General features: G+C 52.8%; 25 protein-coding genes. 11 read left to right on the top strand and 14 right to left on the bottom strand.

Annotation, left to right across the window (positions count from 1 at the left end; translation table 11 throughout):
- Positions 1-4: 4 nt before the first annotated feature.
- The 3 genes from IQ265_RS14705 to IQ265_RS14695 all read right to left on the bottom strand — a co-directional run bounded on the left by IQ265_RS14705 (position 5) and on the right by IQ265_RS14695 (position 5,368).
- Positions 5-688, bottom strand: a complete 684-nt coding sequence (locus IQ265_RS14705) for a Rho termination factor N-terminal domain-containing protein (protein WP_194054881.1) — start codon at positions 686-688, stop codon at positions 5-7.
- The gene (locus tag IQ265_RS14700) at positions 685-2,016 is read right to left on the bottom strand and encodes an AAA family ATPase (protein WP_228037918.1); all 1,332 of its coding nucleotides are present in this window, start codon (positions 2,014-2,016) and stop codon (positions 685-687) included. Before IQ265_RS14700 ends, IQ265_RS14705 begins: the two co-directional genes overlap by 4 nt.
- Positions 2,017-2,473: 457 nt before the next feature.
- Entirely contained in the window at positions 2,474-5,368 is a 2,895-nt protein-coding gene (locus IQ265_RS14695; RefSeq protein ID WP_194054880.1) for a PAS domain-containing protein, read from the bottom strand.
- 429 nt (positions 5,369-5,797) lie between these two features.
- Between IQ265_RS14695 and IQ265_RS14690 the strand changes: the two genes are divergently transcribed.
- The gene (locus IQ265_RS14690) at positions 5,798-6,739 is read left to right on the top strand and encodes an alpha/beta hydrolase (RefSeq protein ID WP_194054879.1); all 942 of its coding nucleotides are present in this window, start codon (positions 5,798-5,800) and stop codon (positions 6,737-6,739) included.
- A 342-nt stretch (positions 6,740-7,081) separates the two neighbouring features.
- Positions 7,082-7,570: a hypothetical protein gene (locus IQ265_RS14685; RefSeq protein WP_194054878.1), complete on the top strand. Its 489-nt coding sequence runs from the start codon at positions 7,082-7,084 to the stop codon at positions 7,568-7,570.
- A 24-nt stretch (positions 7,571-7,594) separates the two neighbouring features.
- Here the strand turns inward: IQ265_RS14685 and IQ265_RS14680 are convergent, their stop codons facing one another.
- Together IQ265_RS14680 and IQ265_RS14675 are read right to left on the bottom strand one after the other, a co-directional pair.
- Positions 7,595-8,548 carry an SDR family oxidoreductase gene (locus IQ265_RS14680; RefSeq protein WP_194054877.1) on the bottom strand — a complete coding sequence of 318 codons (954 nt, stop codon included), beginning with the start codon at positions 8,546-8,548 and terminating at the stop codon, positions 7,595-7,597.
- 481 nt (positions 8,549-9,029) lie between these two features.
- Positions 9,030-10,328 carry a glycosyltransferase gene (locus tag IQ265_RS14675; RefSeq protein WP_194054875.1) on the bottom strand — a complete coding sequence of 433 codons (1,299 nt, stop codon included), beginning with the start codon at positions 10,326-10,328 and terminating at the stop codon, positions 9,030-9,032.
- A gap of 177 nt (positions 10,329-10,505) precedes the next feature.
- Between IQ265_RS14675 and IQ265_RS14670 the strand changes: the two genes are divergently transcribed.
- Both IQ265_RS14670 and IQ265_RS14665 read left to right on the top strand, forming a co-directional pair.
- Positions 10,506-11,210, top strand: coding sequence for a 2,3-bisphosphoglycerate-dependent phosphoglycerate mutase (locus IQ265_RS14670; RefSeq protein WP_194054873.1), 705 nt, complete (start codon positions 10,506-10,508; stop codon positions 11,208-11,210).
- A gap of 520 nt (positions 11,211-11,730) precedes the next feature.
- Positions 11,731-12,123: an AbrB family transcriptional regulator gene (locus IQ265_RS14665; protein WP_106872661.1), complete on the top strand. Its 393-nt coding sequence runs from the start codon at positions 11,731-11,733 to the stop codon at positions 12,121-12,123.
- Positions 12,124-12,294: 171 nt separating this feature from the next.
- Here the strand turns inward: IQ265_RS14665 and IQ265_RS14660 are convergent, their stop codons facing one another.
- Positions 12,295-12,978: a hypothetical protein gene (locus tag IQ265_RS14660; protein WP_194054871.1), complete on the bottom strand. Its 684-nt coding sequence runs from the start codon at positions 12,976-12,978 to the stop codon at positions 12,295-12,297.
- Positions 12,979-13,092: 114 nt separating this feature from the next.
- Positions 13,093-13,812 carry a cytochrome b/b6 domain-containing protein gene (locus IQ265_RS14655; RefSeq protein ID WP_194054869.1) on the bottom strand — a complete coding sequence of 240 codons (720 nt, stop codon included), beginning with the start codon at positions 13,810-13,812 and terminating at the stop codon, positions 13,093-13,095.
- 374 nt (positions 13,813-14,186) lie between these two features.
- Here IQ265_RS14655 and IQ265_RS14650 point away from each other — a divergent pair, with 374 nt between their 5' ends.
- The 3 genes from IQ265_RS14650 to IQ265_RS14640 are packed head-to-tail and all read left to right on the top strand — an operon-like array spanning position 14,187 to position 16,015.
- On the top strand, positions 14,187-14,624 hold the full coding sequence (locus tag IQ265_RS14650) for a MerR family transcriptional regulator (protein ID WP_194054868.1): 438 nt from the start codon (positions 14,187-14,189) through the stop codon (positions 14,622-14,624).
- Entirely contained in the window at positions 14,560-15,000 is a 441-nt protein-coding gene (locus IQ265_RS14645) for a carboxymuconolactone decarboxylase family protein (RefSeq protein WP_228037914.1), read from the top strand. The genes IQ265_RS14650 and IQ265_RS14645 overlap by 65 nt, the downstream gene beginning before the upstream one ends.
- A 40-nt stretch (positions 15,001-15,040) precedes the next feature.
- Complete coding sequence (locus IQ265_RS14640) at positions 15,041-16,015, top strand: aldo/keto reductase (protein ID WP_194054867.1); 975 nt, start codon at positions 15,041-15,043, stop codon at positions 16,013-16,015.
- A 127-nt stretch (positions 16,016-16,142) separates the two neighbouring features.
- Here IQ265_RS14640 and IQ265_RS14635 read toward each other — a convergent pair whose 3' ends face one another.
- Positions 16,143-17,162, bottom strand: a complete 1,020-nt coding sequence (locus IQ265_RS14635; RefSeq protein ID WP_194054866.1) for an AI-2E family transporter — start codon at positions 17,160-17,162, stop codon at positions 16,143-16,145.
- Between the two features lie 430 nt (positions 17,163-17,592).
- Here IQ265_RS14635 and IQ265_RS14630 point away from each other — a divergent pair, with 430 nt between their 5' ends.
- Positions 17,593-17,751 (top strand): YqaE/Pmp3 family membrane protein, encoded by a 159-nt coding sequence (locus tag IQ265_RS14630; protein ID WP_194054865.1) that lies wholly within the window; start codon positions 17,593-17,595, stop codon positions 17,749-17,751.
- A 602-nt stretch (positions 17,752-18,353) separates the two neighbouring features.
- Here IQ265_RS14630 and IQ265_RS14625 read toward each other — a convergent pair.
- A complete protein-coding gene (locus IQ265_RS14625) occupies positions 18,354-18,827 on the bottom strand; it encodes a phage holin family protein (protein WP_194054864.1) in 474 nt (157 codons plus the stop codon).
- Between the two features lie 511 nt (positions 18,828-19,338).
- Here IQ265_RS14625 and IQ265_RS14620 point away from each other — a divergent pair.
- Together IQ265_RS14620 and IQ265_RS14615 are read left to right on the top strand one after the other, a co-directional pair.
- Positions 19,339-20,061, top strand: coding sequence for a phosphatase PAP2 family protein (locus IQ265_RS14620; protein WP_228037912.1), 723 nt, complete (start codon positions 19,339-19,341; stop codon positions 20,059-20,061).
- Positions 20,062-20,066: 5 nt separating this feature from the next.
- Positions 20,067-20,213 carry a hypothetical protein gene (locus IQ265_RS14615; protein WP_194054863.1) on the top strand — a complete coding sequence of 49 codons (147 nt, stop codon included), beginning with the start codon at positions 20,067-20,069 and terminating at the stop codon, positions 20,211-20,213.
- A gap of 150 nt (positions 20,214-20,363) precedes the next feature.
- On the opposite strand, the gene recA is transcribed toward IQ265_RS14615, so the two are convergent.
- Positions 20,364-21,440: a recombinase RecA gene (gene recA / locus IQ265_RS14610; RefSeq protein ID WP_194054862.1), complete on the bottom strand. Its 1,077-nt coding sequence runs from the start codon at positions 21,438-21,440 to the stop codon at positions 20,364-20,366.
- A gap of 216 nt (positions 21,441-21,656) precedes the next feature.
- Here recA and IQ265_RS14605 point away from each other — a divergent pair, with 216 nt between their 5' ends.
- The gene (locus IQ265_RS14605; protein WP_194054861.1) at positions 21,657-21,887 is read left to right on the top strand and encodes a hypothetical protein; all 231 of its coding nucleotides are present in this window, start codon (positions 21,657-21,659) and stop codon (positions 21,885-21,887) included.
- Here the strand turns inward: IQ265_RS14605 and IQ265_RS14600 are convergent.
- From IQ265_RS14600 to IQ265_RS14585, 4 genes are all read right to left on the bottom strand, one after another.
- Positions 21,884-22,030 carry a hypothetical protein gene (locus tag IQ265_RS14600; protein ID WP_194054860.1) on the bottom strand — a complete coding sequence of 49 codons (147 nt, stop codon included), beginning with the start codon at positions 22,028-22,030 and terminating at the stop codon, positions 21,884-21,886. The genes IQ265_RS14605 and IQ265_RS14600 overlap by 4 nt on opposite strands.
- 268 nt (positions 22,031-22,298) lie before the next feature.
- A complete protein-coding gene (locus IQ265_RS14595) occupies positions 22,299-23,759 on the bottom strand; it encodes a lipase (RefSeq protein WP_194054859.1) in 1,461 nt (486 codons plus the stop codon).
- A 135-nt stretch (positions 23,760-23,894) separates the two neighbouring features.
- Positions 23,895-24,461: a signal peptidase I gene (lepB, locus tag IQ265_RS14590; protein WP_194054858.1), complete on the bottom strand. Its 567-nt coding sequence runs from the start codon at positions 24,459-24,461 to the stop codon at positions 23,895-23,897.
- 506 nt (positions 24,462-24,967) lie between these two features.
- The gene (locus tag IQ265_RS14585; RefSeq protein WP_194054856.1) at positions 24,968-25,351 is read right to left on the bottom strand and encodes a DUF5335 family protein; all 384 of its coding nucleotides are present in this window, start codon (positions 25,349-25,351) and stop codon (positions 24,968-24,970) included.
- Between the last annotated feature and the right edge of the window lie 493 nt (positions 25,352-25,844).

Here is a 25,844-nt window from a genome sequence, read left to right as displayed (position 1 = left end):
GTGCTTATTGACTTAAAGCCTCAACGATTTCGGGCTTCTTCATTTTCCCAAAAGCCGGTATGGCCCTTTCCTTTGCCATTTTTTTAAGCTCTGTCATAGTCAGTGAATTTAGGATTGCTGGGTCTTTAATGGTTTTAGGCAGCGGTTCCGGTGTAAGGTAAAAAACCTGCTTTAGAGCGTCAAGCTTTTTTCCTTTCGTGATTCCGCACTTAAGCTTTGTAATCTCATTTAGATTTTTCCAGTATTGACGGGGAGATTCGTCAATCCTATTAGTTGCAACAGGCAGTTTCACTGCTTTGAGTGAGCTTCCTGGCTGCTCAATCAAGTACTGAAGAGCTGACATAATCTCATCTCTAGATGCTTTAGAAAGATTGACTTTAGGAATCTCCTCGCCCGCCAACACTTTAGAAAGCTCTGCGGCATCATCACTATCATCAGCAATAATACACCAAACCTTTTCAAGTCCAGCCGCTTCAGCTACAGCGTAGATAAAAGTATTGCCAATAACTTCGTATTTATCCTCGCTCACTTCCTTAACAATAACAGGATTCCAGTTTCGCCCCCCTTTCTGATTCAGTAGATGAGCAGCGGCATGAATCAAAAATTCAGGTGTGCCTGTTCCGCTACCTGGATCAATATTATCCAGATAAAGGTACATCAAATTTCCGACGTCACTAAAGTTACTCATTTCAAAAAATACTCCTTAGCAAGACCTTTATAATACTCGCGGGCTGTTTTATCTCTATATACGGCAGGGATTCGAGCAAAAGCAGATCCTGCAATATTGGCATAACTTGGAATCTCAAGAATGTGAGTATCTTGCGTAGATTTTGACCATTTAGGGAAGAAGTAAGGCAATAAATTGTGGCCTTCTTTTTTAGATAATTTGATAATCTCAGCAATCGCCTCTTTTGCGGCTTTAAGCTGAGGATGAGTCATCTTCTCTCCATTGAAGAAGACTGGTAATGGAACAGGTGTTCCATCGCCCTTATGTTTTTGGGTCTCCGGAATAAACTGCTTCATAGCAGTTGCAGCATTCTCTAAGGAAAACAAGTTATTGTGCTTCGTTGGGATCAAAACCACATCCGCAGCATAAAGACCAAGCTGGCTAAAGATTCTCCAGTTTGGTGGATTATCGATCAATATGTAATCGTACTGGGTTTTTAATTTTTCTAAAGCTTTGTGTAAAGTATTAATCTTGATTTCTTGTCGAATCTTAGCTTCTTCAATATCATAAGCTAAAACCTTATCGGCTGAAATAATGTCAAAGCTAAATACCTGTCCGGTTCGTTTTTCAGTCAACGAAAAAGAATGAATAGCATTCGACAAATTGGGTGATTTCTCAGTAAGTGCTTTATAGACATCGCCATCTTGAAGCGGAAGCCCAAGGGAATTTGTCAAGTCTTGTTGATTAGGATCAAAGTCAACGATTAAAACTTTTTTGCCAAGCAAAGTAAAGATGGCAGCAAGGTTGACAGTAGTAGTAGTTTTCCCTACTCCTCCCTTGTTGTTATAAACAGCTATAGTCAGAGCCTTAACAGAACAGTCTATCTTTTCTTTAATTAGCGATGCAATCTCATCAACGTTACTCGAATCCATAGACAAGCAAGGTGTTGCCGGATGAACGACCCTTCCATGTTTTCGGAAAAGCTGAATGTGAATTGAGTTTGTAATCAATCCCCATTGACAAGAGCTAGTATAATCCGCTAGCAAGTACCGCTTAAGTTGGTTAACAGTTTTTTGATAATTGGCAGCATCAGGCGATAGATTTACATCTCTTCCTTTTAACTCGACTAATAACCAAGGATTGGTTTTGGTGTGAAGAAATATGTCATCCTCTCTTGTCTTTCGAATAGCATAATCAACAGGACCACGCCCCGTAGTATATTCAGGATGAATTTCGCCTTGTTGAAAATCTAATACTTTAAATAGAACTGAGCTAAAGATCTCTTTAACAATTGGTTCGGGTGCATTTTCCGGAAGACTTTGAAGCGCTTCCTGGAGTTGTGAAGCCATCATAATCACAAATAGATTTGCCGAGCTGCCTGCAATTTCATAGTACCCAACTGGGCGCTGCCACTATCCCTATGTAGGCAATCAATTATCTAGAAAACAATAATAAAAGAATCAAGCTTTATATAAGCTTCATTCCCCTCGCTAAATTTAGTATGTTTGAATTAGTGTTGTAGCGTTTACTTTCTGAAACAGTACAAGCAAAGTTCTGTATAACTTATCTCGTTCACTCCTGATCACTAAGACTGGTTATCGTTTTGAGTGTTGTAACAAATCTATTCATTAATCACTACTTGTTACTACAGATCAACCAATTGCCACATTGGCCAAGTCTAGAAAATGTGTATTCCCCGTATCAATTTATACGGAACTGAGAATGACTATTGCTGAAGTGCCGAACAAAGTTTTGATGCGCTACTGCTATGCCTAACGCATATTACCCATGATTCTGCCAATCTGATTAAACAGACTGGGCCAGCTCTGCAATGGCTTTAATCAGTTGCTCGATCTCAAGCGGTTTGGCGATCAATCGCTGGTAGCCGCTGGCTAGCGTCTGTTGGTAGTCGTCATCTTGACAGTAGGAGGTGAACGCTAGGGCCGCCACCTGACCGCCTTTTTCGGCAGGTAAGGTGCGAATACTTTGAATTAAGGTGTGGCCACTGGTACCAGGCATGCCGATATCGCTAACTATCACGTCGGGCTGAAACGACTCTAAGCCCTCCATCGCTTCAGCGGCGGAGTTAACAGCTAAGACAGTGGCCCCATACTGAGTCAGCAACGTTGCCAACAGCTCAAGAGTATCGGCATGATCATCGACGATCAGAACTCGAATGGCGTTCAGGTCTGGGGCGGGCGGGGGTGGGACACTGGGCTGGTGATCAGAAGCGTGAGCCTTTAGCACTGGCAAACTAAGCGTGAAGGTAGCGCCCAACCCTTCGCCGGGGCTGTCGGCTGTGACCGTGCCGCCGTGGGCCTCAACCAAATGCCGCACAATCGATAGGCCCAGGCCCAGGCCGCCGTGCTGGCGAGTGATCGAAATATCTTCCTGACGAAATGATTCAAACAGCAGGGGCAAAAATTCGGGTTTGATACCTTTGCCAGAGTCTTTGACGATGACTTGAACCTGGCGATCGCGCTGCTTGAGCTGAACCCCTACCTGCCCTCCCTCAGGCGTAAATTTGATTGCGTTGGAGAGCAAATTCCAGACAATTTGGTGAAGCCGAGTTTTATCGCCAGCAACGCGAAATATCAATCCCTGCTTTTCAGCCCCGGTCAGATGCTCTGGGGAAGCATCGACCCCTTGAACCGTAAAGCGCAGCGCAATCTGTTTTGCGATCGCCGCCGGTTTGACGGTATCGATCGCCGCGGCAACCACCGCATTGAGATTGACGGGCGTGGTTTCAAGCTTTAGCTTGCCGCGCAAAATTTTAGCAATGTCGAGGAGGTCGTCAACCAGCTGGGCCTGAAGTCTGGCATTGCGCTCGATGGTGGAGAGGGCTAGAGCCGTTTTGGCCTCACCGAGCTGGCGGGTTTGCAGCAGTTTGGCCCAGCCCAAAATGGGGTTGAGGGGCGTTCTCAACTCGTGGGACAAAATCGTTAAAAATTCATCTTTGACGCGGTTGGCCCGCTCGGCCTCCTCTCGGGCTAGCTGTTCTCGACGCAGCAGCTGTTCGCGCTCGGCCTCGACGGCCTTGAGGGCGCTTAAATCGAGCACAAAGGCGATGGTTTCTTCCTTGGTTGCGCCCACCTGGCTGTAGCCAATTAGCACCGGCACTCGGGTGCCATCTTTGCGAATGTATTCTTTTTCGTAGGGGGTGCAGGCCCCTTTTTGGCGCGATTCGGCGATCGCGTACTCATCTAGCGGCAGGCTCTCCGGCGGCGTAATCGCAGCCCAGTGAATTTGACGCGTCTCTAGCTCGGCTCGGCTGTAGCCGATAATTCTTAACAGCTCGTCGTTGGCTTTGTAGATGTAGCCATCGGCATCACCGTAGAGAATGCCGACCACGTTGGCATTGACAAAACTTTGCAGCCTAGATTCGTTGTCGGCGAGGGCGGCTTCGGCCCGTCTGCGGTCGGCTTCGGCCCGTTTGCGATCGCTAATATCGACAGTAGATCCCACGATCCGAACAACCTGGCCTCGCTCGTCGCGCACCAGGCAGCCGCGCTCCCAGACATCGACCCAGCGCCCGTCGGCATGGCGCACCCGGTACTCGCTGTCGTAAAGCCCGCTGGCGCTGTTGAACATGGCCTCTAGCTGCGGCTGCAGACGAGCGATATCGTCAGGGTGAATGCGATCGCGCCACCACTCGGCGGTGGGTAGGGCATTGGCTGGGTGAACGCCAACCAGTTCGTACAGTTTCTCAGAGCGGTAGACGCTATTGGTGCTTAAATCCCAGTCGAATACCAGCCCATCGACGGCGCGAGTGACCAGGCGAAAGCGCTCTTCGAGCTGCTTTTGGCGATCGATATTGACGAGCGTTCCCGTCCAGCCGGTGATTTGGTTTTGGCGATCGCGAATGGGCGTAGCTTGATTGATGAACCAGTGGTAGGTGCCGTCGTGACGCCGAATTCGGTTTTTGCTCTCGAAAGGTTCGCCCAGGGTGACCGATCGCCGCCACAGTTGCAGGGTGCGATCGCGATCGGCAGGGTGCAGCACCTCGACCTCGCCCCAGTGCCGCGACTCGACGGCGCTCAACCCCGTGTAGTCGCACCAGCGATGGTTCCAGTAGTCAATAATTCCGGTCGCGTCCGCCGTCCACACCATTTGGGGCATAGCCTCAGCCAGGGTATGGTCTACGCCCCGGTAGCGGTAGTGCGCCAGGCTGGCAAAGGTTTGGCCCACGTCCCACGGCTGAGCCGCCGTAGTATCGGTGTCATTTTGAAACAAAACCTTTGACGCTTCCGGCTGAGGAGGGTGAGCTGATGCTGGCTGGGCTGGCGCGGTGGGCACCTGACCCACCGCCAACGCCGCCTGCAGGCTGAGCACCAGGGCCTCAGGCGTAACTTGGTCTTTCAGCAGATAGTCAGCCGCCCCCAGCTTAAACGCTTTAATAATCAGGGCCGCCACCTCGTCGCCCACCACCACCACAGGTGGGCAGCCATCCCCCAGCTGCTGCCTGAGCATTGCAAGCAGCTCCAGGTCGCTGGGGTCGGCAATCTCCAAAACCACAACATCAACCGCCTGGGCTTGACAGCGCTGCAGAATGCGGTGGGGGTGGCGACTGTTAACCACCTCGTAGGTCACAGCGGCATTTTTAAGCAGATACGGCTCAACCAGGCCGGGCTGGCTAGCCGGGCCTTGCCCCTCGCCCGACGCATTGCCGACGATAATTATGGCTCGATACGCCCTTACCATAGTTCACACCTGCCTGAGACCAGTCGCTCGGCAGAAACGGCAGCAGCCCCACAAACAAAAATTTGCAGGGGCAGAAAGTCGAAATATAAGCTTTGCCCTTGCCGAGAGCTGGTGCAAGATCCTGTCGGAATCAGCTTTGACCTTACCAGCATGCGCAAGACAACGGGAAGCCTGTAGAGGCTCCAATTGGTTTTCTTAGAGTAACAAAAGTCTAGAGTAACCTCTGGCTCCGTAAATCCACCAAAGGAGGGACATAGCCGGGCATTAACCAAAACACCAGAGACAACCAAACCGAGCGCCAGCCCATTCAGAAACAAAACCTACATCAAACGATTGATGGTAGCCGTGCAGCCAGTGGTTAGGATTTGATCAGCGGTTATTGGGCGCGATCGCCATGACTGCGACATTTCTCTGTCAGGAGAGTAATCCATGTTTGTTCCCCCCGGCTTTGTCAGTCGTACTATCACAACTGAGTATGGCCGCATGGTTTACTACACCTCCCAAGGAGAGCCGTGGGCTACCTCAGATAGGGCCGACGAGCGAGAAACTCTGGTATTTTTACACGGCTTTGGCGGCGGTTCTTCGGCCTACGAATGGTCGAAGGTTTACCCAGCCTTTGCGGCAGACTATCGAATTTTAGCTCCCGATCTAATCGGCTGGGGCCGATCTGATCACCCTGCCCAAGATTATAAAGTTGAAGACTACATTGCCATCATTATCGAGTTTTTAGAAGAGACCTGTAGCGGCCCCGCCACAGTCATTGCATCGGCTTTAACGGCGGCTTTTACAGTGCGGGCGGCCATTGAACAGCCCGAGCTATTTAAGTCGCTAATTGTGACAACCCTGGCTGGTCTAGCCGAGTTCGGCCAAGACTACCGACGCAGCGGATTTGCCCAATTTGCCCAGTTCGCCAGCCTGCCGGTCTTAAGTCAGCTGCTCTACAACGCAGGGGTAGCCAACAGCTTTGGTATTCGCAGCTATTTAGAGCAGCGTCAGTTTGCCAACCCTGAGCGAGTTTATCCAGAAATTGTTGAGGCCTACCTCCAATCTGCCCAGCAGAATAACGCTGAGTATGCCGCCCTTTCCTTTGTGCGAGGCGATCTCTGTTTTGACCTGTCAAAATACATCACCCAACTCACAGTGCCTACGGCGATTATTTGGGGCAGAGGGTCTGAGTTTACGGGTCCAGAAATAGGCCACCGCCTACAGGAAATGAACCCCCAGGCGATTCGGATTTTTTATCAGCTAGACGATGTGGGCTTTACGCCCCAGCTTGAGCTGCCCAGCGTTACCGTTGGCCTAATTCGCAAGTTTTTGCCCCAGCTTGAGGGCAGTGCAGCTACTCCATCTCCGCAGGCCAGCGCTGTATAGGTTTAGAAGAAGCTAGACAGCTTGAGAAAATGGCGATCGCGCCCTCTTAACCAGGGCTAAGTTCGTTTTTTTCGCCAAAACACTCCAACAGATTGATTCTTTGGCGGCAACGGCCCGCTATGCTGAGTCTATCGCAGCTATTCGCGCAGTTGAGCCGTAGATACCCGTTTATCTTGGGCGACCTGAGTGGTTTGTTACGTCAATGGGTTGGGCGGGCGACGAAGTCTGCGATATCTTTTTGCCTGCCTTCTGTACCTAAGTGGCGCTACGGTCGTTGGCCTGGGGCCGCGATCGCGAAGGAGGCTGCACATCCAAATTTGGCATCAGCGGAGGTGACCTTACGTGGAAGACCACTCTATTCTCGACTGGATTTCGGTCCTAGGGCCAATTCTGTTTTCCTGGCCGCTGGTGATTGTCATTGTGCTGGTGTTTTTCTACAGACCTCTTTTCAACCTGCTCGAAAAATTTTCGAGCAACAACATTCAAAAAGCCAAAATTGGCCCCTTTGAAATTGAAGAGTCTGAGCAAGCCTACGTTGAGTCGCTCAAGCTGTTGCTAACCAGCCTTGTCAACGACAACGAGTTTGACTACCTCAAGCAGCTCAACACCGATCAAGGGTCTGTTTCCTACGACGGTAGCAACAACCTAAAAGCAGAGCTAGAGCGGCTGTCTCACCTGGGCTTTATCAACGCTAAAACAGATCTTAATCAGCTACCGTCAGCCGGCGAGCTAAACCACTACATAGAACTCACCGAAAAAGGTAAAAAATACCTGACCCTGCGCGACAACTTAGTAGCCAATCAGTCGTCTGAGCAAGGTCAGGAAGAGTAATCGGCGATCGCAAATTCGCCCCAGCTACGGCCGCATTCCGGCTGTGAAGGTTTTGGCTAGCCAGTCAGACAGACTGGGCACCACCCACTTGGTGAAATCGCCATCAACGCGAGATTCTTGAGGCACAGTCTCATAGACATTGTTAGAGTCTTGAGCCGATTTGGGCTCATCGCTGAGCTGAAAGTCAAAACCGATCGCCAACAGCAGAGCATCGACTAGCTCAGGCGAGAGGCGCTGCAGGGCCGCAAGCACTCGACCGACATCTCCCACGTAGAAGTCGCGGGTAACGTGAGTCGCACATTGAACTACAGCGTCAGCCACCAGCTCAGGGGCATAGTAGGGTGGAAAGCCCTTGGGCTTAAAGCCCAACTTAGTTTGAGCGTTATTCCAGAGGGGAGTGTTCATCACGGCGGGCTTAATGCTAGTCACGCCGATGGGCAGTTTTTCGTGCATCAGCTCCACCCGCAAAGACTCTAAAAACCCTTCCACGCCGTGCTTTGAAGCCGAATAAGAGCTTTGGTAGGGTATTGAGCGCAGCCCCTCAACGGAGGAAATATGAATGAGAGCGCCTCGTCCTTCCCGCTTGATTAAAGGCAGAGCCACCATAGCCCCATAGGCCTGCCCCATCAAATTCACATCAATCACTCGCCGAAACTCTTCTGGAGTTGTCTGCTCAAATAGCGCATAAATTACCACTCCGGGCACGTGCACCCAGGTATCCAGCCGTCCATACGTCTCAATGGCCTTATCGCCAATGGCCTTGACCTGTTCAAAAATGGCAACATCGGCCAGAATCGTGGTTGCCTCACCTCCCGAAGCCTCAATGTCTTGCTTTAGCGAGGCTAGCTTTTCGTCACTTCGGCCCGAAATAATTAGCTTTGCCCCCTTCTCGGCCAGGCGCAGCGCCGTGACTCGCCCTATACCGCTGGTTGCGCCCGCGACGACGACTACCTGTTGATCTATAGGCTTGAGATTCATAGGACAAAATCTTTTGTGGTTATTGAGCAAGGTCGTAAGGTTAAAGGCCGCCAGTCAAAAGAATGGAGCAACAATTCTCGCTTCGCCAGCGCCTTTCGCCAGCGATCGGGGCAGCTAATTGGCAAAACCTAGAGCTGAACAACGCTGAACCTGACGCTGATTTCTTTCAGTTTTGAAAGGCAAAGCGCGGAGGTTAGGGCCATCAGCTCAAGCCGCTGGGCTGGGCTTTAGCGCCACACAACGGAATTGACAATACACGCTTCTTTTTAAAGGATATGGGCCAGCTATGCTTCGGCCTTCCGTCGAACGAAAGAGTTTTTTCTGTATAACGAAAAACCTCAAACCGGATTTGACAACTGCTCTAACTACATCTGCCAAACGAGAAATGACAAAGCGCGGGTTTTCTTCTATGACTTTGAACAGCCCAATTCAGCGGGCCGAATTAACCCACCAGCCATGCTATTTGCCGTTGTTTAGCACGCTACCAACCGGCTGAGCTGACAAAATCGTCGATTATACTAGCGGCTTGGTTTACTCCTTGCTCAGAGCGAATAGCGGCGGCGATTTTGCTGGCCTGCTGCCCCATAGAGGGCGTATCTAAGGCCCCTCGAATTGCCGCCGCCAGGTTTTGTGCCGTCAGCTGCCGCACGGGAATGGGCGGTGGAGCCACCCCCAAATAGTTTAAGCGCCTTCCCCAGGCCGGCTGATCGCCAAAGAACGGCACAACCACCGCTGGTATGCCCGCCCGCAACCCGGCCGCCACGGTACCTGAGCCTCCGTGGTGCACAACCGCCGCACAGCGTGGCAAAATCCAGTCGTGGGGAATGGACTGAACCGCGTAAACCTGTTCGGTCAAGTAGCCGCTCTGGTTGTCGCCCCAGCCCGCTATCCAGAGGGCTCTCACCTGGGCCAGTTGCACCGCCTCCAGCAGCAGCCGAGCCATTCTTGGCGGGTCATCGACCGCCATACTGCCAAAGCCAATGGCTACAGGTGGCTCACCAGCGGCCAAAAACGCCTCCAGTTCTGCGGTTGGTTGATAGGGACTGAGCGGCGTTACAAAACAGTAGCCCGTCACATAGGTGGGATGGGAAGACTCTGCCCAATCGGGTGGGGCAGGCAGCACGGCTTCACTGTAGAGGTGCAGGATTGGGATGTGCTGCAAAATTTTGGGCTGAGACAACCGAAAGCGCGGTCCCAGCAGCGACAGTTCGGGCAGCTGATGCGCGGCTCGAAAGCGGTTGATAATGTCTTGATCCTTGGGCCAGCCCAGCAGACTGACCAATCCGTAGCTAGCTCGATTAAGGGCCGCCTGCAAAGCGTTCACCGAGCTTGGAACTTCACCAAAATCGACAAATGGAAAATAGCCTGTTTCAGCAATGGGAATGGCTGAAGTGACAACCATGGGGAGGTTGAGCTTTTCAGCAATGTGGTACACCCAGAGCGACAGCGGCCCTGTAACGATGGCGGCAACGTCGTGGGCGGCGGCTAAAACCTGCTCTAGCTGAGTGGGCAAATTGGCTTGAAACTGCGGCACCGACATCCACGGTAAAAACTCGCCCCGCACAAAGCGATGTCCTTCCTCGGAGTTGAAAAATTGGCGGTAGTCCCCGGCCAGAGAGGCAAATTCAAACCCGTAAGCCTCTACTAGCGTCTGAAATCCTGAGTGGGTAATCAGCTTGGGTCGATAGCCCGCCTGCTTTAAACCCTGGGCCAGGGCACACATTGGCATGACATCGCCGGTAGAGCCAAGGGCAACCAGCAAAATTTTTTGAGCAGCCATGGCATATAAAACTCTATTGCCGTTTCGTTTAGCCTACTATGCCTTCAAAGCGCCTACAGCAGGCGGGTCGTATTTGACAATTGGCCACTACCGTCTTAATTGACGTCTTCTTTTACTATAAAGAAGGTAGATTTAATCTGCTGAACCCCTTATCCGTCTATTACCCCACGGCACCCTATGGCCAAACTCATTTTGATTCGCCACGGGCAAAGTCTGTGGAATGCGGCCAATAAATTCACGGGCTGGGTTGACGTACCCATGAGCGAGCGGGGGCGGGCAGAGGCAACCATTGCTTCGTGTAAGTTGCGCGATGCGGGCTACACCATCGATATCTGTTTCACCAGTATGCTAATTCGGGCGATCGAAACAGCGATCGTTTGCCTGACGGAATGTGATGAGGTACGCGGCGATCGCATGCCGTACATCTGGCACGATCCGGCGGAGCCTGACTGGCACGGTTGGGATCGTCACATTGGCGAACCCGAGAAGGAACTCAAGATCATTCGTTCTCCGGCCCTAGACGAGCGCTACTACGGCGACCTCCAGGGGTTGAATAAAGCCGAAATGTCAGAAAAGTTTGGTGAACAACAAGTTCACCTCTGGCGGCGTTCCTACGACGTGCGACCACCTGGGGGCGAGAGTTTGGCCGATACGGTCAAGCGGACGGTTCCTTTTTTTACGCAGGCTATTCTGCCAGAACTTCAGGCCGGGAAAAACGTATTGGTGGCAGCGCACGGCAATTCTTTACGTTCGATCCTGATGTACATCGATCGCCTGGGCGAAGCTGAGGTAGCCAGCTTAGAACTGGCCACGGGCGTGCCTATCGTGTACGACGTAGATGCCGATGGAGCGTTTACCAACAAAGCAGTTCTGACCCAGTAATGCTTCAAAACTGCTTCAGGGCATTCTTGAAAATCTTTTTTGGCCCTTGCCCCACCGCCTGCTCGGTCGGGGGTTGACAGCCCGCTGCGGCTGTTTACTCTTAGGGTGAATCGACAGATTGCGCCTAAGCAGCTTCAGCCCTTTCGATAGACCTCATTTTGAGCTAATCATTAATTGACAAAATCGGCTATCCTTGGTTTCGCCGACCGCTGGCACAGCTATTAAAGCGACTTACTCTACAAATTTTACCTGAGCCAAAACGACCCACGGCGTGAAGAGGTTGGTAGACTAGACAGTATAAATCGAGGCGATCGCGGTTTTTTCATGAATATCGATCTTGAATATAGGAACTATTTAGCCTATTCGTAACTATAATCAATGTGGAATCGACAAAGAAGGTTCTAAGCCTTCCTTTGCATCGTTAGATAGAGTGACAGGGCAAACGTACTAAAAGATCCTAAAGCGACTCGTCTAACGATCATCACGAATTTCAACGTGTACCCTACGGATGTTTGAAACTATGGCAGTAAAAAGTAAGGAATCTTTGACAGGCAAAGAGCTTCTGGCGAAGGTCAAAGAAAATGATGGTCTGACTAAGCGCGAACTTGCTAAGGAATGCGGCTACTACACCGTCGGCAAAGATGGTCAAGTTCGCGTGAACCTGGCCGAGTTTTATGATGCGCTGCTGTCGGCCAAGGGCATTCAACTTGAGCCCGAAAAAACTAAAGATGGTCGGGGTCGAGAAGCATCCTACAGCGTCACGGTCCATAAAAACGGTCAGATTGTAATTGGGGCCGCCTACACCCAAGAAATGGGCCTCAAGACGGGTGATGAGTTTCAAATCAAGCTTGGGTACAAGCACATTCGCCTGGTCAAGCTCGACAGTGAAGGCAACGAAGAAGGAGAAGAATAGGCCTGAGCTGGGGTAGCTTAATACAGCAATTCCTCACCTGTGAGACAGATTGAGAGCATCTCCACAGCTTGCTAAGGATTAACTGGAGTGCGTCACGTTTAATAGTGGTGCACTCCAGTTAATGTGGCTTAGTTTCTGACAGTTTTTCAAAAGCACAACGACTTAGTTAAGTTACGGCCTGGGTCGCCTCCGCGATCGCTCTAGCCCGATGCGATCGCGCCCTTTGATCTGGCCTGTAGCCCTAGCGCTACGGTAAATGCAGTACAGCGCCACCATCTGCACCAGGTGGTAGACGGCCAGGGGGCTGAGGGGTAAAGCTTGAGACTGAGGGATGAGCAGAGCGCTGGCGGCCAGCCCGGAGGTAGCGAGGCCTGTGGCCATCCAGACCAAGTCTGGATTTGGGCGCTGCTTTGGCGAAAGGCGGTGCTGCTGGTTCAGCTGCCCGAGCTGAACCAGCAGCACAGTGGCCAGGGCGCTCAGGTAGTCGGCAACGCTGACGGCAAAGGCCCAGGAACTGGTGCCTAGCCTGAGTACCAGGGCTAGTTTGGCGATCGCCAGCAGCAGCAGCCCGACGCGCCAGCGCTGGTGTACCGACAGAGCAACGGCAACGAGAATACAAAGGCTGGCGATCGCTAGGGCCAGCACCATGCCATGCCAGAGCCAGAGGCGTTGTTCCCAAACCAACTGGGGCGCAAACCCGTGCAGCGTGCCGCCCAGAAAGGCTGCTCCTCCGACGTTGATAAAGGCCATTGCCCAGAGCCTTGCAACCCAGCCTTGACCCAGCAGCCAGGCCGCAAATAGCAGACACTCTAATGCGATCGCATAGTCAGTTAGGGTCGTTATCGGTTCCGCCATCAGAGACCGTAGATTGGGCTGAGCTGAGCCAAACAGCCATTCTAGCCATTGAGCATGGGGTATAGTACAGCCCAAAGTCGTTCGAGTTGCCCGCTGACTAAGCCCAAAATTCGCCTAAAATTCGACGGCCTTTTTCAATAACGGAAGAACCCAGGCAACAAAAATACTGCTCAAAATAACTATCTCTAAAATGATCAAGCCCGAAATGGGTTGAAACCAGGTTGTCCAGGCTCCTTTTTTAACGGCTAACCACCACTGCGAAAGATGCTCGGGCCAAAGCTTTGGACTATCTTGATCGCGTATTTCTCGTGACAGTATGGACAGCAGCAGGGGTGTTCCGCCCACTTTCGCATTCATTAATAGATGTAATGCGATCGCAGCCACCATCACCACCCACGATATCAGATGGATGTAATACCAACGATGCTGCAGTTCTCCTTTGGGCAGCCAGGTTTCGTCCATCATTTTGCCGCTAAAGAGGGCAAAGGTAAGGGCTAAAAGAGCCAGTGTGTTGGTAAATCGGTTGAGGGTATACCACCAAACGGGCTGACCGACCTGAACCAGCTGAGCGACTGAGTTGGGCTGTACCAGCCGCCGCTGCCCGCGGTGAAATGCATAGACAACAAAGGCCGGAAAGATTAGTAATGTCCACAGGCCAAAGGTGCCGTGGATTCCTTCAATATCTTTGAATACGGGCAAAGGAATTCTGCCCCAGCGGCCATCGTAGGTATCGTAGGTCCAGAAGGCGGTTAAGATTGCCGCTATTAAAAATAGCCCCGTCAAACCATGCAAAATTCGCAGGAGCAGAGGCTGATAGGGTTGTGTTGCTTTCATAAACTACAGTAAATAGTTACCTAAGGTATAAGCAGACCCACATTGTGAACTCAAAACAAGGTGGTCTTGATTAGCTCTAAGCAAGCCAATTTTATCCCATAGGGATGATGTAACAGACGACAGTGCTCAACTCAAATTAGATTTTTGACTGTTCTAAAAAAATAAAGAAGACTTGTTTAGACATAAAAAACGAGGAGAATTGAGACAGCGCTTTGTTTGAGTCGTTAGTATGAATGATGGTTGATGGTTTAGCTACGAGCAGCACGGCTAGCGGTTAGTTTTCAACCTAGTCTCACCGCTTAGGGGCTGAGCGATCGCAAGTTGCAGCCAAAATCGCTTGACTTAGAGTGCGCTCTAACCTTTAAGGTGCAGCTATGGAACCAGAACTCACCATTCAGCAGGTCGCTCAGGCCACCGGACTTAGCGTACACACCCTGCGCTACTACGAACGCTGCGATTTGATTGCACCCATTGGTCGCTCGACCAGTGGCCATCGGCGCTACTCGGCCAACGATCTGCGCTGGATTGAGTTTTTAAACAAGCTGCGGCTGACCGGCATGCCCATTCGTCAGATGCAGCAGTATGCGGAGCTAGTCAGGTCTCAGCCTGACTCCGGGTTTCACCGTCGACGGCAAATGTTGGAATCGCACCGCGAAGCGGTGTTGGCCCAGATTCAGCAGCTGCAAGACAACCTTGCCGTCATCGACTGGAAGATTCAGCACTATAGCGAGCTAGAGGTAACTCTAAATGACTCACTCAAAACACCGCCCCAAACTCATTGGCGAAGCCTCTCCAAAGGAGAATCGGCCTGATACCGACACAGCCCGGTTTAAGCGGGGGTGGCAGCAGCTCACCGCCATTGATGGAGCCGCCGGAGAACAGGTGATCGCCAGTCTTCAAGACATCGCCCCTGACTTGGCTCGTTACGTAATTGAGTTTCCCTTTGGTGATATCTATAGTCGGCCTGGGCTGGATTTGAAATCTCGAGAAATTGCCACGATCGCAGCTCTAACCGCCCTGGGCAACGCCAAACCTCAGCTCAAAGTTCACCTTCAAGCAGCGCTCAACGTGGGCTGTAGCCGTGAAGAAATTATCGAAGTCGTGATTCAGATGGCCGTCTATGCCGGGTTTCCGGCGGCCCTTAACGGCATGACCGCTGTCAAAGAAGTCTTTGCCGAACAGCATTAGTGCTTACCCACTAAGCAAAACGTAAATCAGGAGTTAAACCATGAAAACCCGTAAATTAGGTCAGCTAGAGGTCTCAGCCATTGGGCTGGGCTGCATGGGCATGTCGGAGTTTTACAGCGGTCGCGACGAATCTGAGGCGATCGCCACCCTGCACCGCGCCCTGGAGCTTGGGGTCAGCTTTCTCGACACCGCCGATATGTACGGCCCCTTCACCAACGAAGAGCTGGTGGGCCGGGCGATTCAGGGTCGCCGCGACCAGGTGGTGCTGGCCACCAAGTTTGGCAACGTGCGCACCGCCGAGGGCGGTTGGGGCGGCGTCAACGGCAAACCTGAATACGTTAAACAATGCTGCGACGACTCCCTCAAGCGCCTGGGGGTGGAGGTGATTGACCTCTACTATCAGCACCGGGTAGACCCCACCGTGCCGATCGAAGACACGATTGGAGCGATGGCTGAGCTGGTGCAGGTGGGCAAAGTGCGCTACCTGGGTATGTCGGAGGCAGCCCCAGAGACCATTCGCAGGGCCGCAGCGGTGCACCCAATCACCGCCCTGCAAACGGAATATTCGCTTTGGAGCCGAGAGCCGGAGGACGACATTTTGCCGACGGTGCGCGAATTGGGAATTGGCTTTGTGCCCTATAGCCCCCTAGGGCGCGGGTTTTTGACCGGAGCCTTTCAAACCCCCGACGACTTCGCCCCCGACGACTACCGCCGCCACGCGCCCCGTTTTCAGGGCGAGAACTTTGCCAAAAACCTGGCCCTAGTCGATCAGGTGAAGGCGATCGCGCAGGAAAAGGGGGTTACCCCTGCCCAGCTTGCCCTGGCCTGGCTGCTGGCCCAGGGCGACGACGTGGTGCCCATTCCCGGTACCAAGCGCCGTCAGTACCTGGAAGAAAACGTGGCGGCGGTTGACGTTTCGCTCTCCACAGCAGACCTGGAACGCTTGGATGCGGTGGCCCCCCAGGGGGCGGCAGTGGGCGATCGCTACGCTGACATGAGCACCGTAAACCGCTAGGGCGGGCCGGGTCTAGTCCAAATCCTGTTGCTATTGCGCCAGCGCTCCTGCGTCTCTATGAATACGGGACGCAGGAGCACCACTTGGGCAGTTCGCACGATGAGGATGCGGGTGCCCTACCGCTGGTCTAATGCTGGTCTAAAAAGCCTTTGACCACAAACTCGTTTACCCACTGTTGAATAATCAGCGTTAGCGGCAGGGCCAGCAGCAGGCCCAAAAAGCCAAACAACACGGCAAACACCACCTGAGACAGCAGCGTTACCGCTGGCAGCAGCGAAACCTGCTTTTTCATCACCAGCGGAGTCAAAATGTTGCTTTCGATTTGCTGAATCACAACGTATAAAATGACCACCGCGATCGCTTTCCAGGGGGCCTCCAGCAGCGCGATCGCGGCGGGGGGAAGCACGCTCAAAAAAGGGCCAAGGTTAGGAATAAAGGCCAACAGCCCGGCCAGCAGTCCATTGGCGAACGCGAGAGGAATACCCAAAACCCAAAGGCCGATCATGCTCATCGTGGCAATGATCGTCATATTGAAGAGAATACCGATAAACCAGCCTGAGATTGCCTCTTCACAGTTGTCTAGCACATGGCTTACCTGCTGCCGACGAGACGACGGAAAGAGCTTGAGAAAAATACCTCGATAGGCTTTTGGATTCATCAATATCATGATGATCAGTACCGTCACCAAAAGCAGATTAAGCGCGATCGTGAGGGTATTCGAAAACCAGGTAAAAAATCGCCCAAATATCATTTCCAGGTTCAGGGTCTGAAGCCGATCTAGGATGGCTTCAAGACTTTGCAAATCGTCTATGGCAAAGCCCGGTATAGTGTCTCCTAGGTTGAGAACCCAGGTTTGTGCTCGATTGACCACTTGACTGGTGAGGTCAATGATTGCCTGAAGCTGACTAAAAAAGGGCGGTACAATAATCGCCCCAAACCCGCCCAAAACCAGCAGAACAGAGACAACCAAAATTAAAACTGCCACCCTGCGATCGGCAATACGCTTTTGCAGCAGCCTGACCGCGCGGTTGAGCACAACGACGAAGGTAACAGCAGCTAAAGCCAGCAGCAATACGGTGCGAATTTGCCAAAAAATGTAGAGGCAAACCCCTAGAATGACTAAACTCAACCACTGGCTAAATTTCAATGGAAGTTCCCCTATCGTGTAAACGCAGTGAGAACGGATTAGGAACCAACGCCAAACTTCACCTATCTACTTCCGATTCATTCGGCTCTCGATTCGCCCTGCCTCTCGGCTGATCAGGGTGGGCAGCGATCGCCCCTCCCAAACCGTTTCCGTCGAAGCTAGCTCAGTAGAGCTTGAATCCAAGGGCCTGAACGAGCAAGCTGAGGAAATAGGAAGCAAACTGGACATCACCCTCAGGGTTAATTAACCGAATCTAAATCATCTGACTAATATTGTTGTCTGCTTTCTTAAGATAGTCATCCTTCTCAAGAATCATACAGTTCTAGGTTATGCCTTTTTACAGATTAAATTACCGCCCAAAGAAGGATGGAAACGGGTCAATTATCCTCTTTAATTTAGTGATGAGAGAAGCTATGTAAAAGGAGGCTTTATGGACTTTTTTAGAATTTTGGTTGCGATTTTGCTGCCGCCCCTAGGGGTTTTCCTGCAGGAAGGAATTGGGGCTCAGTTTTGGCTTAACATCCTGTTAACTCTTTTGGGTTATATTCCCGGCATCATTCACGCTGTGTGGGTTATCGTTAAGCGATAGAAAGAGCGCACAGGTAGCTCTAGTGAGCGATCTTGGTGAGGCCCGGTCACAGAATAAACCCGGTTTTATTAGATTTTCGGTGCGTCAACATAGCGATGGCGCATCGAAAAACCATAGAGGCACATTGAACCGCTGCTACAACACACCCTAACGCAGCACTTGATCAATGCTTTGTGCTTGACACAGTTGTCATCAAACAAAACTAAGCCCTGGCCATTGGTCAGGGCTTTTGAGTCTTCACTGTTCTTCGACAGTTCAGTTATCGGTGATTAGCTGTTCTTGTAATTGACTGAGCGTAGGCTTTCACGCCACGCTTTTCTAAGCAGAGGAAAAGCTAAAATTTTTTGTAAGTGGCGGTGCCAACTTAAATTTAGGATGGGTTGGCGACAGCGTAATCTATGCGGGCGTTGGGTTTCGTACCTCAAGCCAACCTACTTTAACCCATAGGGCAGCGGTCTGGTTGCCCGCCCCAAGTGACAAGATTGATGCTCCAGAAAATAACGCTAGCCATTTCAAAAAAATGACTGATTTAACTACCTCAACCTCGATACTTTCTGGAGCATTGACTCAAGACATCATTCAAATAGGGCATAGCCAGAAGACTACACCTGAGAACTACCGTCAGTGCTGAGTTCGCTTTCCTTGATCGTCATTGGGGTGGCACTGCTGTTGGGCAGCTGAGAAGGGTTGCGGGCAGCATTTAGCTCAGAGCCATCCTTCATGAAAGCAGGGGCTTTCTTATCGAGGTAGTTACCCAAAAATGTGTTGACCGCAGACAACACAATCGGCCCCACCAAAAATCCGATGATGCCCGTGACGTAGAAGCCCGGTACAAACAAAGATGCCAACCAGAGACAGAGGCCGTTCACGAACAGAGAAAAAGCTCCGAAACTGACGGTGTTAATGGGTAAGGTTAGCGTCTGCAGAAAGGGTTTAACAAACGCGTTGACGATACCTACAGCACCAGCGGCGATCGCGGCAGCCGTAATTGTGTTAATGGTTATACCAGGTACCACCAAATCGACGACCAGCAGACTTAAGGCTGTGGCTAAACCAGACAAAAAGATACTCCACATAGTAAGCTCCTACTTTTATTTACACAGGCACACGACTCAAAGCCATAAATTCAAACCTAGAGGACAAATGCTGTGGAACAGATGGCCTCAGGACATCAGTTCGAGTCGCTGACAGCAGCGAGATGAATTTCTACACCTGCTATACCTCTTTTAGGTTAAAGAAAACTATCTGCCGCGACTTCTATCCTGGGAGCCATTTTGGCCAGTATTGCCCCAGCTTAGCTCCAGCAGTAGGGTTTGCCAGTCGATCTACTTTTAAGCATGAATTGAGACAAAGCCGTATGCAGAGTTACCCTAGCTGCACAGGTTTGGCAGGCCAGTCGCGTTTGTGAGTTACGAGCTGGAGGAACTCTCAGAACAATTCGCATCTTCGCCGTGTTCGAAGCCTATTCGACGGCATCGTCGGTGAGTTCTTTATATTTGAGATATTTGAGCCAGGACAGCAGTGCAGGCGCGAGCATCACCGGATGTCCGCTAAAATCACCTATGGCTATCGGAGATTGAGTTCGGTATGGCGCGTTGGACGACAGCTCAGACTCTCAAACGGGGTTGGTACCAGTTTTGGCAAGATAGTCGCCAGGTGCCTCAAAAGATTTGGCGACGGTGGGCGGGCACATTGGCGATTGGGCTGGGGCTGTGCGCGTTGATGACCCTGGCCCTGACCGTGGGGGTTAAGGCCTACACCGACCAGGGGCTGCAGGCCTGGGATGTCCGTATGCTGACCGTGCTGGCCGATCGCCTGCCGCTGAACTTCTCGAGGGCCATTACCTGGGAGTCGCCGGGCAATTTGCTCGGCATGTTGCCTGTGGTGACGGTGTTTGTGGGCATTATGGTGGCGCGATCGCGGCCTCTGCTGGCCGCTACCATGCTAGCGGCCTACGGGCTGCAGTTTGCCCTGGTATGGATTGGCTGGGGCTATTGGAACCGCGATCGCCCCGATCTAATTGCCAATGGGGTAGCAGCTTCGGGGCTGCACTCGTTTCCATCGGGGCACGCGGTGGTGGTAATTACGGTCTACGGTCTGCTGGGCTACCTGTGGGGTCGCGCCTCGCGCAGCTGGGTCGAAAGGGTCTTGATTACCCTGGCCGTCACCGGCTGGATTGGTCTAATTATCAGCTCGCGCCTGGAACTCGGAGCCCACTGGCCCAGCGATGTCGTAGCTGGGGTGGTGATTGGCCTTCTGTGGCTAACAGCGGTTATTGTGGCCTTAAAACGGGTTGAGGAGGCACTGTAGGGCCAGTGGGGCTGGCCGATCAGCACGTCTACCAGGCGATCGAGCGCCAGATGGGGGGCGTAGGCGCGATCGCCTCCGGGTCGCACCGATTGACTCAGACTACTCCTGCCAAAGCTCAGGTGTCGACCCTGGCAGGATTTGCCTGCTGCTAAGCATTGGCCTCAACCGCTGCCGCACCCTGCTCAATTAAGACTCAAAGAAAACCCCCATCGCTATGGATGGGGGTTGGTAGCACAGCTAAATTTCTAATGGAGCCTGCCTGTTCTTGCCGCAGTACAGGGCGCTAACCCCAGGACAAGCCCTTACTCATCCTCACTCAGGTAGGCCTCGTCCTCCACTTCAACTTCAATATCTTCAATCCCTGTGACGGCAGCACCAATTTCTAGCTTCTCTCTGACCTGAGCTTCGACCTTCTGGGCAAACTCGGCATCCTCTTGCAGGCGCTGGATCGTATTCTCGCGGCCCTGGCCAACGTTGTTGCCCTCGTAGCTATACCAGGCCCCTTTGCGAACAACCACACCATGCTGTTCGGCTAGGTCAATCAAGCAGCCCATGGTGGAGATGCCTTGACCAAAGAGAATGTCAAACTCGCCAATCCGAAAGGGGGGAGCAACTTTATTTTTCGCTACCTTCACCTTGGCGCGAATGCCGTACTCTTCGGTGCCCTTCTTTAGCGTTTGAATACGGCGAATGTCCAGGCGCACCGAGGCGTAGAACTTGAGCGCGTTGCCGCCGGTAGTCACCTCCGGGTTGCCGTAGGAAATACCAATCTTTTGCCGCAGCTGGTTTAGAAAGACGACCGTGCACTGCGACTTGCCGATGCTACCGGTAATTTTCCGCAGCGCCTGGCTCATTAGGCGGGCCTGAAGACCGACGTGGGCATCGCCCATTTCGCCCTCAATCTCAGCGCGAGGCACTAGCGCGGCCACCGAGTCTACCACCACCACATCAATGGCAGACGATCGCACCAGCTGATCGACCACCTCCAGCCCCATCTCACCCGTGTCGGGCTGCGAGACCAGCAGCTCTTCGACGTTGACACCCAGGGCGGCGGCGTAAATTGGGTCAAGGGCGTGCTCAGCGTCGACAAAGGCGGCCACCCCGCCCGCCTTTTGCACTTCGGCCACCACATGTAGAGCTACGGTGGTTTTGCCCGAGCTTTCAGGGCCGTAGATTTCGATCACGCGCCCCCTGGGCAGACCGCCCCCCAGGGCCAAATCGAGGGTTAGCGCTCCGGTGGGAATAGTCTCAACCTTCATGCGGGCAGCATCGCCCAGACGCATAATCGAGCCCTTGCCAAAGTTGCGCTCGATCTGACCCAGCACCATGGTCAGCGCCTTATCTTTCTCGGTCTGTTCTTTGCCTTTTTTCGCCGCCATAATCGCCTCGGTACGGTGTTACCAGACCCCTGAACCCTGAGACAGTTGTCTTTGAAGAACCATTATAGTACACTTGCACTTAATAGCAATAGGTAGTTATCCAAACGGCGGGCGGCCCGCTGGTCTGGCTGTAGCTTACCTGGGCTGGTTATAACTAACGTAGAGTCTCCACCTAGAGCCTCTGATCTAGAGCCTCCGCTGGGGGGAGTAAAGCCAATGGCAAGCGATACGCTAAATACCCTAATTGCCTTTCCCGAATGGATTGTAGCGGTGACCCAGCGCCACTCAGCCGGGTTCTTTTGCTGGGTGATTACGCCCGAACTGTCAGCCCTCACCGACGGTGAGGCCTACACGACCAGCCAGGCCGCTCTAGCGGCGGGGCGCAGTCTGGTGCAGTGCTCCATTGGCCAGCAAATCGACTTTAGCCGCTGCCGTCTGTACGACTAAGGGTGGTAGCGCTGGCGATCGCCCCAGCGACCCAGTGCCGCAGCAGACTTAGCTACCGCAGCTACAAACATCACTGGAATAAGCTCTTGCAGATGGGCTAAAACCAATTCAGTAGGGCTAGCGCCGACCTGTTGCTTTGCCAAGCTTTATAGCCATCGCCAAAACGGTTAGGACATGACTTGTATCCCCTAAAGCGGTGGCTATATGCCATGACGCTGTCCCAGTTTTTGCCACTGGAAGAGGCCAACGTCCTAAGCGCGATGGCCATTGCTATAATTTGTAGGCTGGGTGAAGCGCCAGCGGAACCCAACAAAGGCTTGCTGCTGCTGAGTTTTCTCCTTTGGAGACGCTGCGCGAACACTTCGTTGCACCCAACCTAGGCGAACCCTAATTTTCGGGATTCACGCTGCACTAGGTCATAAAGCTGAGCAGCGTATCCCAAAGAGCCGCATTGTGTTCGGCGGCGGTGAGAATGTCATCCCACAGGGCCGGCGGAGCCTGAAGCAGCGTGTCGTGGATAATGATGTCGGGCCAGTCGAGCCGAAGCGGGTCGGCCCCGGCAACGCCTGCGGTCTGCATGGCCGTCAAAAACTCCTCGGCAATCAGCCCGTAGCCAATGGTGGTGGGGTGAATGCAGTCGAGACTAAACAAGCCGCCCTGGAGCCGGGTTGCGTTTTGAGTGCTAAACCGCAGAATACTGGGCACTGGCTCAAGGTTGAGCAGCGGATGGTCAGGGCGACCTTTGCGGCGACAGTACTCAATCAAAGGCATGCCCGGAGCATCGGTGCTGTTGTTGCGCTTGACGGCCAGGGCGTCTAGCATGGCTCCGGTCTCAACGATGGTCCACGCCTGGCTCTGACGACCCACGACGTCGCGAATTACCTCATTGAAACCATCGACGCGCTGATCAATAGCGATCACCTCAGCCTTGGTGAGGTGGCGACGCTGGGGCGGATCACCAATGTTGTAGGGGCTGGCAAAAAACGAGCCGTAGTACTCAAAGTATTTGCCGTCAAAGTCTCCTAGCCCCTGGGTAATGGGCGGAATGGTGACGTGGGGTACGGTGCCCACAAACACTTTAGTGCTGGGCAAAATGATCTTGGCCACGGTCTCGACCAGGGCGGTAAAGTCGCGCTGAAACAGATTCAGGTTGGTGAGGTTCCAGTCGCGGCGGGCCTGTGGGTCGTTAATTTGCCCCTTTTGCTCAAGCTGCTGCACATCGGCAGCGGTCATGTCTTTGATGTTCAGGTCAACCACCGTACCCAAGCAGTCGTTAGAGCCTAGCCAGAGAATAAGCGCATCGAGTTGCCCGTCGCTTTGCACAATGGCTTTGAGGTTGTGCACCTGCGTCCAGCTAGCCTTTTGGGCCTGAAAATTGGGGTTTAGCACCTGCTTGGCCGTGCGGTACATGGGGGCCGCAGGCAGGCCAAAGAAGTCGTCTTCGAGCCATCCTTCAGCTCGATTAATCGCTTGGTCGCAGTAGGCGGAGGAGACCGTCATGCTGTCGATGACCTTGAAGCCCCACACCGCCAGGTTGTGATAGCAACCGCCGTAGGAAGCCGGTCGAGATCCAGCTCCGCGTTCGTAGAGGTCTTCGACCCGATCGACGTACTGGTTGAGCAGGGTGGGCAGCCGCACAACCCATTCCCAAGTGCTGATCTCCTGGCCCAGGGATTGCTCCATCGATCGCAGCAGATCTTCAATATTGACGGGTAGACCGCTGCCCGCAAACGACGGAATCGGAAATTCGCTGGGCACTCTCAAGCCCATAGCCCTAGCGATTAGCGTTGGGTAAGCCAAATCGGTGCGAAAAATAGCCCCGCTTTGAAAGCCCTGGGTGATGCTGTCACCGATCGCAACCAATTTAGCCATCGGGTTCAGTCTCCTTAAGTGCTGTGCTCTGGGGCTGGTGACAAGGGCATGCCCCCGTTCTGACCAAGTTGATACCCAAGGGCTGCCGAACAGAGGTGATTTAACCCTGCTCAACCAGGCCAGGGGCGATCGTCTCTAGTTTAAGTCACCCAGGCGATCGGGCGGCCAAAACCGAAAGACAGCCCGGCCAATCAAGTGATCTTTGGGCAAAAAGCCCCAGTAGTGGGAGTCAAAGCTCTTGTTTCGGTTGTCGCCCAGCACCAGGTAAGCATCGGGAGGAACGGTCACCGGCCCGTACTGGTAGTCAGGTTTGGCGGCGATGTAGGGCTCTGGCTTCGACTCGCCATTGATGTAGAGCTGACCGTCTTTGACCTCGACCACATCTCCCGGTAGCGCCACCAGCCGTTTGATAAAGGCGTCTTTCTGGCCAAGGGCATCGGGGGGCCGAAACACCACAATGTCGCCCCGCTGAGGATTGCCAAAGTCGTAGCTAACCTTGTCGATAATAAGGCGATCGTTGACCTCCAGGGTAGGCAGCATCGACTCGGAAGGAATATAGCGAGCCTCGGCCACAAAGGTCCGCAGGCCAAAGGCCAGCAGCACGCTTAAACCCAGGGTCTCGGCGGTCTCGCGCAAAACTCCCTTAACGTTGGCAGCCGGAGGGGTCTGAGGATCAGAGGGGCGGCTATTGGCATTGTGCATGGGCGGACGGCAAATGGGTAGGGGATGATACAACGGTCAAAAGACCAGGGTAGAAGGCGATCGCCTGCCTGATTTTATCTGGATCTTAGGTTGATGAATCCTATGGTAGCGCCGGGTTTTGTGCCAGCGCTTTAAAAGGCTGCCCGTAGAGGAACGTTTTGTAGCTTTTAATGCACATTGCCCTATTTACTCCGCAGACCTGAGCTGCAGCCCCTTAATCAAGCAGAGGGGCCGTAACCAAGATTCAGCCGTGGGATAGCCGTTTCGGCATCTCACCGTCAGCCAAGCTGCCCACTCACATTGACTATTCACGCTTAGTGGCTGTACAAAACTACGTTATAAAAACTCTTCTACACATAAAAATCCTTGCTTGAGCCGCCTCAGGTGTGTCATCAATTCTGACCAAAAGCCCTATTCCATCGGCGTTGCTACGCCCGACCCCAAAACACAGGGTAAGAGCTGCAACCGTCGGTTCCCGCAGCACAGCGGGTAGTTAGTGACAGCCCCTAGGATTGAAAGCTGATCTTGCTTTGGGCCTGGTCTCGGTTGGTGATTGTGCAGGACAGCACGGTGCCATCCTCATCGGTGACGATGCTAACGGCCTGGGGGCACACGACCCGGTGGGCGTAGGTGGCTTCGCCCAGGCCCTGGGGACGGCCCACGGTGACAATTAAGTCGCTGCCACAGTCCGGGCGATCGCCTGTAAAAGCGTAGGTGATGGCGTAGAGAGGGGTGTGGCGCAGCACTTCAAAATCCCCCAACTGGTTATCCAGCAGCTTTAGCGTAATCAACCGGCCCCGATTTTCGTCGGTGAGCTGGTCAAAAAACTCTGACCACACCGCCGGGGGAATGTCGAGCTGATAGCGCTTGTAGGATAGGCCCAGTTGCATATTTCACCTCCTCACAGTAAGCGGCCAACAAGTGGCCTAAGTATTGAGCCTCAGTTGAGCCTCAGCTTAGGGGCGAGCTATGTCATTGATATGGCGATAGTGTGACGACGAGGTGTTCTTACGGGCACATGCAACGGTTGGCCAAGCCTTCTGCATCCCCTCAAAGGTGGGTTTTAATCCGCTTCAAAGTCACCTTCTGAAGAGAACTTTGAGGGGATCGCTTTTGGCGAGGACTTATACGAAATTCGCCTTGAGAAACCACAGATTAAAACAGAGATCTTGTAGGGGCATGGAGTGCAGTGCCCCCAAAAATCGGTGTAACCAAAGAGGATTCGACATTACAGGGATCGCTAACGTTGGTCAGTAGTCCCCCAGTCTTTAGATACGCCCTGTTCCTACCACTGAGGCGACTGGATAGGTTCTAGGCGTTGAGTAAGTTAAGGGCTGCAACATCGCCGCAATATCTCTGGTATGGCGCTGACACAAAATTGCC

This window comes from Nodosilinea sp. LEGE 06152, assembly GCF_015207525.1.
Taxonomy (GTDB): Bacteria; Cyanobacteriota; Cyanobacteriia; order Phormidesmidales; family Phormidesmidaceae; genus Nodosilinea.
This window is presented reverse-complemented; position numbering and strand designations above follow the sequence as displayed.

Bases quoted from the DNA above. Each gene is read 5' to 3' on its own strand.
- IQ265_RS14705 (WP_194054881.1), bottom strand. From the start codon at position 688: ATGAGTAACTTTAGTGACGTCGGAAATTTGATGTACCTTTATCTGGAT.
- IQ265_RS14700 (WP_228037918.1), bottom strand. From the start codon at position 2,016: ATGGCTTCACAACTCCAGGAAGCGCTTCAAAGTCTTCCGGAAAATGCA.
- IQ265_RS14695 (WP_194054880.1), bottom strand. From the start codon at position 5,368: ATGGTAAGGGCGTATCGAGCCATAATTATCGTCGGCAATGCGTCGGGC.
- IQ265_RS14690 (WP_194054879.1), top strand. From the start codon at position 5,798: ATGTTTGTTCCCCCCGGCTTTGTCAGTCGTACTATCACAACTGAGTAT.
- IQ265_RS14680 (WP_194054877.1), bottom strand. From the start codon at position 8,548: ATGAATCTCAAGCCTATAGATCAACAGGTAGTCGTCGTCGCGGGCGCA.
- IQ265_RS14675 (WP_194054875.1), bottom strand. From the start codon at position 10,328: ATGGCTGCTCAAAAAATTTTGCTGGTTGCCCTTGGCTCTACCGGCGAT.
- IQ265_RS14670 (WP_194054873.1), top strand. From the start codon at position 10,506: ATGGCCAAACTCATTTTGATTCGCCACGGGCAAAGTCTGTGGAATGCG.
- IQ265_RS14665 (WP_106872661.1), top strand. From the start codon at position 11,731: ATGGCAGTAAAAAGTAAGGAATCTTTGACAGGCAAAGAGCTTCTGGCG.
- IQ265_RS14660 (WP_194054871.1), bottom strand. From the start codon at position 12,978: ATGGCGGAACCGATAACGACCCTAACTGACTATGCGATCGCATTAGAG.
- IQ265_RS14655 (WP_194054869.1), bottom strand. From the start codon at position 13,812: ATGAAAGCAACACAACCCTATCAGCCTCTGCTCCTGCGAATTTTGCAT.
- IQ265_RS14650 (WP_194054868.1), top strand. From the start codon at position 14,187: ATGGAACCAGAACTCACCATTCAGCAGGTCGCTCAGGCCACCGGACTT.
- IQ265_RS14645 (WP_228037914.1), top strand. From the start codon at position 14,560: ATGACTCACTCAAAACACCGCCCCAAACTCATTGGCGAAGCCTCTCCA.
- IQ265_RS14640 (WP_194054867.1), top strand. From the start codon at position 15,041: ATGAAAACCCGTAAATTAGGTCAGCTAGAGGTCTCAGCCATTGGGCTG.
- IQ265_RS14630 (WP_194054865.1), top strand. From the start codon at position 17,593: ATGGACTTTTTTAGAATTTTGGTTGCGATTTTGCTGCCGCCCCTAGGG.
- IQ265_RS14625 (WP_194054864.1), bottom strand. From the start codon at position 18,827: ATGTGGAGTATCTTTTTGTCTGGTTTAGCCACAGCCTTAAGTCTGCTG.
- IQ265_RS14620 (WP_228037912.1), top strand. From the start codon at position 19,339: ATGGCGCGTTGGACGACAGCTCAGACTCTCAAACGGGGTTGGTACCAG.
- recA (WP_194054862.1), bottom strand. From the start codon at position 21,440: ATGGCGGCGAAAAAAGGCAAAGAACAGACCGAGAAAGATAAGGCGCTG.
- IQ265_RS14605 (WP_194054861.1), top strand. From the start codon at position 21,657: ATGGCAAGCGATACGCTAAATACCCTAATTGCCTTTCCCGAATGGATT.
- IQ265_RS14595 (WP_194054859.1), bottom strand. From the start codon at position 23,759: ATGGCTAAATTGGTTGCGATCGGTGACAGCATCACCCAGGGCTTTCAA.
- lepB (WP_194054858.1), bottom strand. From the start codon at position 24,461: ATGCACAATGCCAATAGCCGCCCCTCTGATCCTCAGACCCCTCCGGCT.
- IQ265_RS14585 (WP_194054856.1), bottom strand. From the start codon at position 25,351: ATGCAACTGGGCCTATCCTACAAGCGCTATCAGCTCGACATTCCCCCG.